11 protein-coding genes and 1 pseudogene are annotated in these 12,389 nt (G+C 39.8%); 8 read left to right on the forward strand and 4 right to left on the reverse strand.

The window, feature by feature from the left end; all coding sequences use genetic code 11:
• The first annotated feature begins 138 nt into the window (after positions 1-138).
• The 5 genes from AVJ20_RS17105 to AVJ20_RS17120 all read left to right on the forward strand — a co-directional run bounded on the left by AVJ20_RS17105 (position 139) and on the right by AVJ20_RS17120 (position 4,155).
• Positions 139-690, forward strand: coding sequence for a DUF4256 domain-containing protein (locus AVJ20_RS17105; protein ID WP_111886055.1), 552 nt, complete (start codon positions 139-141; stop codon positions 688-690).
• 407 nt (positions 691-1,097) lie between these two features.
• Positions 1,098-2,447, forward strand: coding sequence for an aromatic acid/H+ symport family MFS transporter (locus AVJ20_RS17110; RefSeq protein ID WP_078190664.1), 1,350 nt, complete (start codon positions 1,098-1,100; stop codon positions 2,445-2,447).
• 96 nt (positions 2,448-2,543) lie between these two features.
• Positions 2,544-3,134, forward strand: coding sequence for a phospholipase D family protein (locus AVJ20_RS18520; RefSeq protein ID WP_213066206.1), 591 nt, complete (start codon positions 2,544-2,546; stop codon positions 3,132-3,134).
• On the forward strand, positions 3,109-3,822 hold the full coding sequence (locus AVJ20_RS18525) for a hypothetical protein (protein ID WP_213066208.1): 714 nt from the start codon (positions 3,109-3,111) through the stop codon (positions 3,820-3,822). Before AVJ20_RS18520 ends, AVJ20_RS18525 begins: the two co-directional genes overlap by 26 nt.
• Before the next feature lie 21 nt (positions 3,823-3,843).
• Positions 3,844-4,155 (forward strand): ankyrin repeat domain-containing protein, encoded by a 312-nt coding sequence (locus AVJ20_RS17120; RefSeq protein ID WP_111886056.1) that lies wholly within the window; start codon positions 3,844-3,846, stop codon positions 4,153-4,155.
• A gap of 67 nt (positions 4,156-4,222) precedes the next feature.
• Here AVJ20_RS17120 and AVJ20_RS17125 read toward each other — a convergent pair whose 3' ends face one another.
• Complete coding sequence (locus tag AVJ20_RS17125; protein WP_111886057.1) at positions 4,223-4,804, reverse strand: type 1 glutamine amidotransferase domain-containing protein; 582 nt, start codon at positions 4,802-4,804, stop codon at positions 4,223-4,225.
• A gap of 199 nt (positions 4,805-5,003) precedes the next feature.
• Positions 5,004-6,382, reverse strand: a protein-coding gene (locus AVJ20_RS17130; protein WP_416240555.1) for an IS3 family transposase whose coding sequence is annotated in 2 segments (ribosomal slippage) — positions 5,004-5,908 and positions 5,908-6,382 — 1,380 coding nt in all. Because the reading frame shifts where the segments join, the coding sequence is not laid out codon by codon here.
• A gap of 332 nt (positions 6,383-6,714) precedes the next feature.
• Here AVJ20_RS17130 and AVJ20_RS17135 point away from each other — a divergent pair.
• Positions 6,715-7,890: a PQQ-dependent sugar dehydrogenase gene (locus AVJ20_RS17135; protein WP_111886059.1), complete on the forward strand. Its 1,176-nt coding sequence runs from the start codon at positions 6,715-6,717 to the stop codon at positions 7,888-7,890.
• Between the two features lie 93 nt (positions 7,891-7,983).
• On the opposite strand, the gene AVJ20_RS17140 is transcribed toward AVJ20_RS17135, so the two are convergent.
• Positions 7,984-9,024, reverse strand: a complete 1,041-nt coding sequence (locus AVJ20_RS17140; protein WP_111886060.1) for a TauD/TfdA family dioxygenase — start codon at positions 9,022-9,024, stop codon at positions 7,984-7,986.
• 378 nt (positions 9,025-9,402) lie between these two features.
• Between AVJ20_RS17140 and AVJ20_RS17145 the strand changes: the two genes are divergently transcribed.
• Together AVJ20_RS17145 and AVJ20_RS17150 are read left to right on the forward strand one after the other, a co-directional pair.
• Complete coding sequence (locus AVJ20_RS17145) at positions 9,403-9,798, forward strand: tautomerase family protein (RefSeq protein ID WP_111886061.1); 396 nt, start codon at positions 9,403-9,405, stop codon at positions 9,796-9,798.
• A gap of 491 nt (positions 9,799-10,289) precedes the next feature.
• Positions 10,290-11,579 (forward strand): glutamate carboxypeptidase, encoded by a 1,290-nt coding sequence (locus tag AVJ20_RS17150; protein WP_111886062.1) that lies wholly within the window; start codon positions 10,290-10,292, stop codon positions 11,577-11,579.
• Between the two features lie 325 nt (positions 11,580-11,904).
• On the opposite strand, the pseudogene AVJ20_RS17155 reads toward AVJ20_RS17150, so the two are convergent.
• Positions 11,905-12,237: pseudogene (locus AVJ20_RS17155) on the reverse strand (NADPH-dependent FMN reductase); the annotation flags it as partial.
• Positions 12,238-12,389 lie beyond the last annotated feature (152 nt).

Here is a 12,389-nt window from a genome sequence, read left to right on the forward strand (position 1 = left end):
GCAAAAGCACAAAATAGGAAAACGAGAGATATTTAAAAAGAAGAAAGCTAAACAGCGCAAAAAATTTACATCAAGGTGAGCTTATATTCTTTATAGTGAAGTTCAGTCTCCAATGTATAAAAACAATAGGATGTACATATGCTCCAAGATCTCGATGAAGTCTCTATTTTAGAGATATTGCAGCAACGCTTTGAGACAAATATGCAGCGTCATCCAGAATTGCTTTGGGATGATGTTAAAAAGCAATTGATTGCACAGCCCTCAAAACTAAAAATTTTAATCGAAATGGAAAAAACAGGCGGTGAGCCAGATATTGTTATGCTGAATCGGCAATCTAATGACCTGATATTTTATGATTGCAGCTTAGAGTCACCAAAGCTTAGACGAAGCTTGTGTTATGACCGTGATGCCTTGGATAATCGGAAGGATCATCCTCCCAAAAATAACGTTATAGACATGGTTCGAGACATCGGTGCTGAGCTACTGACGGAAGAAGACTATCGAGCGATACAGCAAGTTTTTCATTTCGATTTAAAGACTTCGAGTTGGATCGTAACGCCAGCGGATATTCGGCAAAAGGGCGGGGCACTGTTTTGTGACCGACGTTATGATCATGTATTTAGCTACCATAATGGCGCACAGTCATATTATGCGTCTCGTGGATTTCGCTGTAAGCTGGTGATTGCTTAATCTCAGTGCTATCAAGGTATTTAAAACAATCTAGAGTGTTCAAACGAACTTTTCTAAAGATATATTTTCGTTTGTTTTTTAGACATTTAAAATTTTTCTAAACTAAAGATAGAAATAAATGATGGTGTGTCGTTCTGAAGTTGAATGAAAGAATAGAAGAATTAGACCTAAAAACAAGGACATTATTATTTAAAAAAAGAAGTTAAATAATCATATATTGATAATGTTTAATAATTAAACTAAAGCATGAAAAATAACACAATTAACATGTACTTATAAGAGACTAGATTTATTAAACATACGTCTAATATCCCTAGAAAACACTGTTCCGTATATTCCGTGGCTGTTGAATTTTACTTAAAAATTCAATGAATGTTATGGACAAGTACTCATGGGAGATGAGAACGATGACAACGGAAAAAATAGACATAAATTCTGTAGTCGATAAGGCTAAATTTACCCCGTTCCACTTCAATGTAGTGGCTTGGTGCTTATTGATTATTTTATTTGATGGCTACGATTTAGCGATTAATGGCGTGGTTTTACCATTATTGATGCAAGACTGGGGCTTAAGTGCAATGCAAGCGGGGATGCTTGCTAGTACTGCGCTCGCAGGCATGATGTTTGGTGCCATGTTCTTTGGTTCTTTAGCAGATAAGATTGGCCGTAAAAAAGTCATCATGATCTGTATCGTTTTATTTAGTGGTTTGACCTTTGCTGGTGGTTTTGCGTCGAATCCAACAGAATTTGGTATTTTGCGTTTCTTGGCTGGTTTAGGGATTGGCGGTGTAATGCCTAACCTTGTGGCTTTAACGTCGGAATACGCGCCGCAGAAGATGCGTAGCACACTAGTAACGACGATGTTTAGTGGTTATGCAGTCGGTGGTGTGATGGCGGCACTTTTAGGTTCATGGTTCACCCCTGACTTTGGTTGGCAAATCATGTTCTTTATTGCAGGTATTCCACTTTTCCTTTTACCAGTGATTTGGAAATTCTTACCTGAATCTTTGGCATTTATGGTGAAAGAAAACAAACAGGAAAAAGCTCGCAGTATCGTGAAGCGCTTAGCGCCTGAAGTGAAAGTAACCGAAAATACAGTGTTCACTTTACCGCAGGAAAGCGTGCCTGAAGCTGCTAACGTGGTGAGTTTGTTCCGCCGTGGTCGTGCCGTAAATACATTGCTGTTTTGGGTGGCGTTCTTTACGTGCCTATTGACCATGTATGCGCTAAGCAGCTGGTTACCAAAACTGATGATGGCAGCCGGTTATTCTATGGATAACAGCTTAATGTTCATGATGGTCATGAACGTGGGCGCAGTTGTGGGTATTGTTGGCGGTGGTATTTTGGCTGACCGTTTCCACTTAAAACCTGTGTTGATGGTTTTGGGTATGATGGGCGCGATTGTGATGAGCTTGATGGGCTTCCAATCGAATCAGTTCTTACTATACATCTTGGTGTTCTTGGCAGGTGCTGCGTCTATTGGTTCGCAAATGCTGCTTTACAGCTATGTAGCGCAGTATTACCCACTTGCTGTACGTTCGACAGGTATTGGTTGGTCTTCTGCGATCGGTCGTATGGGCGCGATTGTAGGGCCGATTCTGATTGGTGGTTTGCTTGGTATGAACTTACCTGCGCATTTCAACTTTATGGCGGTGGGTTTACCTGTACTGATTACTGCGATCGCGGTTGCATTGATCATGCATGAAAACGACAGTGATAAAATTGATGTTAAAGAGGCAACTACAGCGAAAGCATAAGTTGTGATTCTTTAAAAAGAAAAGCCTCCGAAAGGGGGCTTTTTTATTTAATTTTTAGTATGTTATATGAATATTAATTTATAAAATGGTTAAAAAATGAAAGGAATTTTTACTAATACTAATTCTAAAAAAGATTTTTTTAGAGCTGGATTCATGAATAGTATTGAAGATGGAATGGAGGTCTATATTGCATCAGCATTCTTTACTGAATTTGATGTGATTGATGAGTTAATTCAAAGAAATTGCCGTATTAGAATAGTTGTTAGGTTAGGGTTTCCAACATCACCTATTGCTTTAAAACATCTTTTAAATAACAGCAAAAATATCGAAGCTAGATTTTATACTAATCCATCTTTTCACCCTAAATTATATATTTTAGGAGATAAAATAATTTTTGTAGGATCTGCAAATTTAACCAAAAGCGCTTTACTTACAAATCAGGAAATTATGATTGGGCTTCTATCTGATGATTCAAGATATGAGGAACTTATTATGCTATTTTCTGAATATTGGGATGCAGCCAAAGTCTTAACTTATGAAGAAGTTGAAAAATATGAAAAAATTTATAAAACATTTAAATCGACTTTAGATAGTGTTAATGATTTTGACTATGAAGTTGAACAAGTTTTAGGTGATGTGAATTTTCCTAACATCGAAAGATATGTACCAAGACAAAAAAAAATCTGAGCTTTTTTTAGATAGTTTTTTAAAGTCGTATCAAGAATCGGTATCTGCATTCAATTTAATAGAACAAGTTTATAAGAGAAAAAGTCGAAAAATTGATTTGAATTTAATACCATTGAGGTTAGAAATTGATTCTTTTTTTAGTTTTGTTCGCGATCGGCATGCAATAAATGACATTTGGAAAGAACAAAAAATAGGTTGGGATACAAATAAAGAGGCGTTATTAAATCGCTTGATTGATGAGTGGATGAATACTAATTGGCCACATTTTGAAGATACAATTGTCCATTATAATTATCCATTAATTAATAAAATATTAGGTAGTAAGGCCGCTATAGAACTAGCTAAACCCGAACAAATAGTAGATGCTCTTTGCGTTGCACATTCATTCTATGATCGTCTAAGATTTTATAAAGGAGGTTTAAATACACTTAAACAAGAGTTTTTAAGAAATAATGATATATCTAGAATAAAGAAAACATTAATATATTTATTACATGATGAAAGTGTATCTTTGCCGAAACGTATAGCAGACTGTATTTTTGACCCTAAATATAAATTGAATGAATTTGGACAATCAAATATTCAGGAATTAGTTGGTTGGGTAAATAGTGAAGGCAAACCTGTTATTAATGGACGGACAACAAAGGTTTTACGATATTTTGGATTTAATGTAAGGCAAATTAGCTGAACAGAAATTAATGGATACAAAATGAAACTCAACTCATTCTCCCCAATCCCTGAAGAAGATGATGAACTGCATTTGCCTGAACTGGTGTACTGGGCATCTTTAGGTGAACTCGCAGAAGTCGAAAAATCTTTGGCGAATGGCACAGATGTAAACACTGCCGATGAAGAAGGCTATAGCGCACTGCATGCAGCAGCAGAGAATGGCTATTTAGACGTCGTAAAGCTTTTGGTAGGTAAAGGTGCAGACGTACAGCACAAAACCCAATACACAGCATTAGAGCTCGCAGAAATGGCAGGCAACGAGGATGTAGTGGCATACTTAAAAAATATGTAAGCCATATATCCTATAACTTAGATTTATAAAATACCCGCATGCAATATGCGGGTATTTTCCATTTGTATTATTGTTGCTGTTGCTGTTGCTGTTGCTGTTGCTGTTGCTGTTGCTCAAGCTCCTGCTGAATTGCTTGATTAAACGCAGGCAAGTCATCTGGACAGCGAGAAGTAATGAGCACCCAACCGCCCGTATTACAGCGGTGCACCTGCTCATCGACCCAATGTGCACCCGCATTTTCCAAATCCAAACGAATGCTTTTATAAGACGTCAGAGTTTTATCACGAATTCTTTCAGCATTAATGAGCGCCCAAGGACCATGACAAATTGCAGCAATAGGTTTTTGATGGTCAGCAAAGTTTTGAATAAGTCGCAGTGCATTTTCATCGATCCGTAGATGATCTGCATTGACAGTTCCGCCTGGAATTACTAAGACATCATAGTCTTCAGCATTTACGCTGCTCAATTGGGCATTGGGTTGAACTTCAGCTTCGACCTTTTTGTCGGCTTTTACTGTTTGGACAACCGCATGTTTAATAGCGGCATGAATGGCTTCAATTCCCTTTTCATTTAAATAATTTAATGGTTGGATCAGCTCGTCATGTTCAACACCGACATTTGACGTTATCACTAAAGCTTTTAAAGTCATGATTGACTCCTTGCAATGAGGATTGTCTACCACGCTAACAAGCTGACGGATTTGGGTATGTAATAATTTCGCAGGAAACTGTAAGAAGTTTTGACAGAGATGTTATGCGAAGGTTCTAGATTAGAGCGAACTTTTAAAAATCAGCTAGAAAAAGAAAACCCCGACGTCCTGATCTGACCCCCAAAAGTTAGACAGTAAGTTAGGCAATTTCTAAGAACTGATTTCTGTATTCTACAGGGGTCAGTCCTTTTAATTTAACCTTGATTCGCTCATGGTTATAATAGTGAATATATTCTTTCACTTTTTGCTCCAATTCATCAACTGATTTAAATTCTTCTCCATAGAAACATTCAGATTTAAGTATTCCAAAGAAACTCTCCATAGCAGCATTATCTAAACAATTCCCCTTACGTGACATACTTTGGGTGAGCCCTCGTTCTGCTAATTGTTTCTGGTAAAATCTCATTTGATATTGCCAACCTTGATCAGAATGGATCATTGGCTTCTCATTTATATTGAGTGTCTCTATAGCTTCTTTAAGCATATCTTTGACCAGTCCAAATACTGGTCTACGTTCCATTTGAAATGCAATGATTTCACCGTTAAACAGGTCCATGACGGGAGATAAGTAAAGCTTGTCCCCCCGAATATTAAATTCAGTCACATCAGTAACCCATTTTTGATTAGGTCGCTCAGCCTTGAATTGACGCTGCAATACATTGTTTGCAATTTTACCCACTTGCCCTTTATACGAACGGTATTTCACAACCCTAATACGTGATTTAAGCTTCATAGATATCATCAATCGCTGTACACACTTATGGTTCACGATCAAGCCTGTATTTCTCAATGCAAGCGTAATTCTGCGATACCCATAACGCCCTTTATGCTGATGATAGATCACTTTGATTTGCTGTTTTAAATCACTGTATTTATCATTGAGTTTTGATGACTTCTGATGATAGAAATAGGTACTACGCGCCATCTTAGCTGCACATAGCACATGCTTTAGTGGGTAGTTTTGCCTTAATTCAGATATGAATCTTGCAGCTGTTGCTGTTCGACTTTTTCCTGTTCTTTCTGCTTCCGAATCAAGGCTCTCCGCTTTTTTAGGAAAGCAACTTCAGCACGTAGATATGCCAACTCCTCAAGCAGTTCCTCATGGGTTTTATCCTGATCTGCTTTAATTGTCTTAGCTTTGGGCATCTTAGGCTTCGGCATACTGTTAAGTTTTCCTCTAGGCTTTGGTTGCAAACCCTCTATGCCATTTTCTTTATATTGTTTCAACCAATCTCTTAACGTGCTTGTTTCATTAATATCAAAGCGTTGCATAGCTTCTCTTAATGAAATGCCTTCTTCATGTATTACTTTGACAACTTGATACTTAAACTCAACCGTAAAAGTTGTTTTAGATCTTCTACGTTCTAAGCCTACCAGACCATAAAGTTTAAATGCTTTACTCCACTTTTGAACATCTGATCTATGAACATTAAAAAGTTGACCTGTCACAGAGTCACCATGACCAGACAAGTAATGTTCAACAACTTTTAATTTGAATTCTTGAGAATATTTAGCCATTAAAAAGCACCCTTCAAATTCGACTAAGAGTGTCCAACTTTCGGGGTGCAGATTATCCTGTCGGGGTTTTCTTCGTATTTCGTGTTCTAGATACAACTCCTTGTTATATCTCACGTCCTGATGCAGAAACTTATTGTTATTGTTTTATGTTTCGGAAACTTCCTGTCTCCTGATAATTGTAGATTAGGCCTGTTTCTGAAACTTGGAAAGCCGCAATTTTCTGCATGTCATGTAAGCCAAAACGTACAAAATTATTCTGTTACCTTTCCAAAGAAAAATCATCTGATTAATTGATTAGAATCAAATGATTATAAAAGGGAAGGGAACAGTAAATGAAACAATGCATAAAATATTTTCGAACGCCTAGCCTCATCGTTGGCATCCTGATGACCGCCGCATGCCATGCAGAAAACACTGCATCTACAGCACAAGAGCGAACACCAAGCCAAACTCAAAATTCGGCACAAATCCAGCAAGAACAGCGCTTTAAAATACAAAAAATCGCTCAATTTAATGAACCTTGGGCCATCCAGCCACTTACAGACGGCCGTTTATTGCTGACTGAAAGAAAAGGTCAACTGATCATCTTTAATCCGCAAAACCAGCAAAAAATACAGGTGAAAAACCTTCCCAAAGTTGCCTATGGTGGACAAGGAGGATTAGGCGATATTGCACTTGATCCACAATTTGAAAAAAATCATCAAATATACCTGAGCTATGCAGAAGCAGGACAGGGCGGTTTTGGCGCTGTCATCGAAAAAGCCACATTAAACCTCAATGAAGCTGCGCCAAGTTTAAAACAGCGAAAAATCATTTGGAGGCAAATTCCAAAAGTAGAAGGTCAAGGCCATTATTCACACCGAATGCAGTTTGGAGCAGATGGAAAATTATGGGTGAGTTCGGGCGAACGTCAGAAGTTTGATCCTGCACAAGATCTGCAGTCAAATTTGGGTAAAGTGCTGCGCTTAAATAGTGATGGAACGCCTGCTGCAGATAATCCATTTCAGACCCAAGGCGAGGTTGCCAAGCAAGTGTGGAGCTTCGGGCACCGTAACCCTTTAGGCATGGCATTTGATGCAAAACAGCAACTTTGGGTGGCCGAAATGGGCCCGAAAGGCGGTGATGAGTTAAATCTGGTGCAGCGTGCGAAAAACTATGGCTATCCACATGTGTCGAATGGTGATCATTATGATGATCAACCGATTCCGGATCATCATACGCGGCCTGAATTTGAAGCGCCTGCCATCAGTTGGACACCCGTGATTTCACCATCGAGTTTGATGTTTTACCAAGGGCAAAAGTTCCCCTTGTGGAAAAATAAAGCGCTGATTGGCGGATTGTCGTCTCAAGTAATCGTGATTGTGGACACAGCACATCAACCGGCAACAGAAATCCAGCGCATCGACATGAAACAGCGGATCCGTGGCTTGATTGAAGCCAAAGATGGCGCCATTTGGGGGATTGAAGACGGTGAAAAAGCATGGTTATTCAAAATTGAGCCAAAATAGCGGCTAAAAAATAAACAAAAAATTCAAAAAATAAAAAAAAAGCCCCTACGGGGCTTCTCACATACATGCCTGCACGAATTTTAAATCAGTCAGCTAAGCCGCATAGTGCTCATCGGCATTAAAGGCATTGGCTTGAATTTGAATCAACTTACGATTTCCTTGTTCTCCATTCATCCGCCAATGCGCAATTTTAATATTATCAACGATCGCAACATCACCTTTATGCCACTGCAAAAGCAGGGCATCTTTATACATTGCATCAAAAAATTGCTGCTTTTCCGCATCGCTCCATTCAATTTGTTGACCTTTTGGCGTGTAAATTTCCCAAGTCAGCTGCATGCCGTCCGCCGTCGAATCGATTTCAATCTCCCCTCGATTTTCAAAGCAATTTTTGGCCGCCTGATGGGCAAATGGATTGGTATTATTGGCAAAAGCCCACGGCTGAATGACATGCTTTTTTGTATCGGGGTGATGAATCACCAGTGGCGAACGCTGTAAGGTCAGTTTGGCTTTTTTATCTTGTCGAATCTCTAAACTAAACGGGCTCTTTTTCAGCAATAACCGATCAAATAATCCCACCTCGCGCGCCGAGACATAAGAAAAATGGTTCCATGCGCCGAGATATTTTTCCTGTAGATGTTTCGGAAAATTCTCCCAAATTTGCTCTAAGTTATTAAATCCTGTTTCTGCTAAATACGTCGAAGGTTCCTGACAAAATAAGGCGATATAACGCGAGCGTTCTGAGCGCACGCCGCCTTCAACATGCGGGCCTTGTACCGAGTTTTCGACTGGACCCAATTGCACTGTGTTGCGGTCGATATAACGACGGTAGTCGCCAGCGCCAAGCAATTTCTCGCTGTATTTTCGCATCCAAGATGCAACCCAGCTGGGCATATTGGGGTTAAATGCATTCCATGGCGTAAACTGAAAATATTGTTCAATCAGTTGGTTAAATTGTTCGGGTTGCTCGATGTTAAAACCACGGAACAGCAAGATGCCATTTTCATGGATTTGTTGTAAAAGCTCTTGTCGATGCGCGCCAATATATTGTGCAAGATCTTGCGGGCTATTGTGTTCTGGAGCGGCATGAAAAATGCGGGTAAAACTATTCAGTTGTTGCTGTTGCAATTGCATAGGTCATTCTCTAATTTTTTAATTCAATTTTTATTGTTGTCGCCTAATCCCTAAGCGCTGACAGTTCGAGCTGCTGAACTCGCAGCCGTTATTCTGTCTAAAATCTTTGCCGATTATAAGTACAGTTTTACTGTTGCGATGTAAGTATTGTTGATAAATTGCGATTTTTCGACGAATAGAGTGCGATCGTTGAATGAATGACGACATGAAAAAAGCCCTCGACATCCTATCGAGGGCTTTTTAGATTCATTCTAAAGATATGACTCCTGTCATACCGATCAGCGTTCCTGCTGCATGTGCTGTAGGTAAATGCCTACAGCAGAACGCCGCTAAATCCTGTTAGTGTAGTGATTTAAATAAAAACAATGAGTTTCGCGCATGCCTGCAACACAAATAGATATACGTATGCAATACAGCATAGAACAAGAACAACAGCTGATAAATGCTGTCTTTGATGCCTTACAACAGAGTTTTCAGCTGCCTCGATATGACCGCAATATACGTTTGCAAGTGCATGCCCCACATCGGTTTCAGGTGTTTGATCATTTGACGCAGCCTGAGCGTTTTACACATATCACCATCGATTGTTTTGCGGGACGAACCTTAGCAACCAAGCGTAAGTTATATCAAATGCTGGTGCAAAATTTGGTGGAATTTGGCATTCCAGCCGACCATATCATCATTACCTTACGCGAAAGCCCTCTAGAAAATTGGGGGATACGAGGTGGTCAAGCCGCTTGTGATGTCGATTTAGGTTTTCAGGTGGATGTTTAGTCTGTGCAAATACATGTATTGTTGCTTTCACGGAGCCTAAACGAAAAAAGCCCCGACATCCTGTCGGGGGCTTTTTCGGATTCATTCTAGCGGTATAACTCCTGTCCTACCGTTAAGCTTCCTGCTCATTGTCTTATCATTGTTGTTTTATGTTCAGTGACATCCTGTCGCTGTATGACCTTAATATAAAAGTAATCCAATAACGTGAATAGTGTCTATTATCCGCATCTGATGTAAGCCAAAACGTACAACACCTAAATTATCATTCTGTCCGTCGCGTCAATGTATTGCACAGCATCTAGGCTATCGACCGATAGAACTATTGATCCAAATCGATCTAAACCGCTTTTAAAAAAGCAGGAAGCTGGTTTTGATGTGATTAAAATCTTCATCAGCGGTGTTACATATTTTTGCGATTAATTGGTTGAATGGTGAACTAATTTATCAGACATTAAAAATTCATAATGAAAAATATACAGGGAATAAGATCGATGCTAAGAACACTTACACAACAACGGACGACAACAAAACTTCATTTCGCATTAGGCTGCGTTATTGCGCTTAGTGCTTCAGCAAGTTGGGCAGCATCACCGCAAGAGATTAAGAAAATTGCGGAAAGTCAAAAGCACGGTTATTTAGAGACCTTGAAAACCTTGGTCAATATTGAATCTGGTAGTAAAGATATTGAGGGATTGAATCAGATTGCCAAGGTGGTCGCAGAGCAATTAAAAGCCACAGGGGCAGAGGTGAATGTGATTCAGCCCAAAGACATCATGAAACTCGATGGTGCGCCAGATCAGACAGGGCCGATTGTAAAAGCGGTACTGAAAGGCAAAGGTAAAACGAACATTATGTTGTTGGCGCATAACGATACGGTGTATCAAAAGGGCCAATTACAAGGTCAACCGTTTCGTATAGACGGTAATAAAGCCTATGGTTTAGGTATTTTGGACGACAAGCAAGGTGTTGCTGCAGTGATTCATGTCTTGGATATGCTGAAACAGCTGAAGTACCAAGATTACGGCACCATTACGGTGTTAATTAATTCAGATGAAGAAATCAGTTCACCCGGCTCGCGCCAATTGATTATGGATACCGCTCAAAATCAGGACGTTGTCCTGTCCTTTGAAACCGGTGGTATAGACGGAAGCTTGATGTTAGCCACCAGTGGGATTGGTGCGGCTTATTTAGATATTAAAGGGCGGGGTTCGCATGCGGGGGTAAAACCTGAAGCAGGAGTCAATGCCTTGACAGAACTGGCTTTTCAGATTCAACAATTGGAAAATCTATCCAATCCGAAAACGGGTTTAAAGCTGAATTGGACCGTTGCGACGGCTGGAAAAACCCGAAATGTGATTCCTGACCATGCGACAGCGCAGGCAGATGCTCGTTCCTTAAAACCACAAGATTTTGCTGAGTTGGAAAAAACTTTGAAGCAAAAAGTCAAAACCAAAAAATTGGCGGAAAGTCAGGTCGAGGTCAAATTTGAAGTCCGTCGACCACCTTTAGAAGCCAGTCCACAAGCCAAAAAATTAGCCGCGACAGCCCAGCAGATTTACACAAACGAATTAAAGCTGCCGATGAAAGTTGAAACGACCGCTTGGGGTGGTGGTACTGATGCCGCTTTTGCTGGAGTTACTTCGAAAGCCGCGATCATTGAAGGAATCGGTATGTCTGGAGATGGATTACATTCAGATAAAGCAGAATATATTTTGACGGATTCTATCGTGCCGCGTTTGTACTTGGTGACGCGTTTAATTGTTGAAAGTTCTAAAAAGTAATCGTATCCGATTGGATGAGATCTAATGAGTCATTGCCCTGAGTTTGGTTGTGGCTCATGTTAGAGCTATTCTTATGTAGCATTTGAAATGAAAAAAGCCCCGACATCCTGTCGAGGCTTTTTCAGATTCATTCTAGCGGTATAACTCCTGTCCTACCGTAAGCTTCCTGCTTAGTCTTATCATTGTTGTTTTATGTTCAGTGACGTCCTGTCTCTGTACGCTTTAACTTTATCGTGGATGATGCATGGCGTATAGCTGCTATCTGCCGAAAATAATGTAATCCTGAACTTACAAAAGGCGGCATCTATCACGCGAACGGCAAGAATTAAGCACTCACATATTGCAGTAATTTTTTGAAAATCGCTTTAACCGCTTTGTTGTCAAATTCATTCGGTTCGAATTTATCTGCTTGATTACGCGTGAAAATGTCACGAATTTCAACCACAGCATTACTGTCGATTAAGCCCAATTGGGTTGCCACTTGGCGAATTTGATCAATCGAACGTGAACCATTGGTGCCACCATAGCTAACGTATGCCGCAGGTTTTCCGCCCCATTCTTTACCGAGGTAATCCAACGCATTTTTGAGTGCAGGGCTGTAGCCGTGGTTGTATTCAGGGCTAATGAAAATAAATGCGTCGCCTTGCGCGATTTTATCAAATGGAGCGTAAAACTCTGTCCTTCAGGTCAGAGATATAAGCGACACGACATGAAGTGTCGTTTGATTTAACTAAGGACTATTTTCCTTGAGTTTTGATTGTTAATATAAGTACATGAAAACCCTTAAATTACGTATAAAAGACAAACATC

The sequence above is a fragment of the Acinetobacter sp. CFCC 11171 genome, from assembly GCF_003268405.1.
Taxonomy (GTDB): domain Bacteria; phylum Pseudomonadota; class Gammaproteobacteria; order Pseudomonadales; family Moraxellaceae; genus Acinetobacter; species Acinetobacter amyesii.

Bases quoted from the DNA above. Each gene is read 5' to 3' on its own strand.
- AVJ20_RS18520 (WP_213066206.1), top strand. From the start codon at position 2,544: ATGAAAGGAATTTTTACTAATACTAATTCTAAAAAAGATTTTTTTAGA.
- AVJ20_RS17105 (WP_111886055.1), top strand. From the start codon at position 139: ATGCTCCAAGATCTCGATGAAGTCTCTATTTTAGAGATATTGCAGCAA.
- AVJ20_RS17110 (WP_078190664.1), top strand. From the start codon at position 1,098: ATGACAACGGAAAAAATAGACATAAATTCTGTAGTCGATAAGGCTAAA.
- AVJ20_RS17145 (WP_111886061.1), top strand. From the start codon at position 9,403: ATGCCTGCAACACAAATAGATATACGTATGCAATACAGCATAGAACAA.
- AVJ20_RS17140 (WP_111886060.1), bottom strand. From the start codon at position 9,024: ATGCAATTGCAACAGCAACAACTGAATAGTTTTACCCGCATTTTTCAT.
- AVJ20_RS18525 (WP_213066208.1), top strand. From the start codon at position 3,109: ATGTACCAAGACAAAAAAAAATCTGAGCTTTTTTTAGATAGTTTTTTA.
- AVJ20_RS17150 (WP_111886062.1), top strand. From the start codon at position 10,290: ATGCTAAGAACACTTACACAACAACGGACGACAACAAAACTTCATTTC.
- AVJ20_RS17125 (WP_111886057.1), bottom strand. From the start codon at position 4,804: ATGACTTTAAAAGCTTTAGTGATAACGTCAAATGTCGGTGTTGAACAT.
- AVJ20_RS17120 (WP_111886056.1), top strand. From the start codon at position 3,844: ATGAAACTCAACTCATTCTCCCCAATCCCTGAAGAAGATGATGAACTG.
- AVJ20_RS17135 (WP_111886059.1), top strand. From the start codon at position 6,715: ATGAAACAATGCATAAAATATTTTCGAACGCCTAGCCTCATCGTTGGC.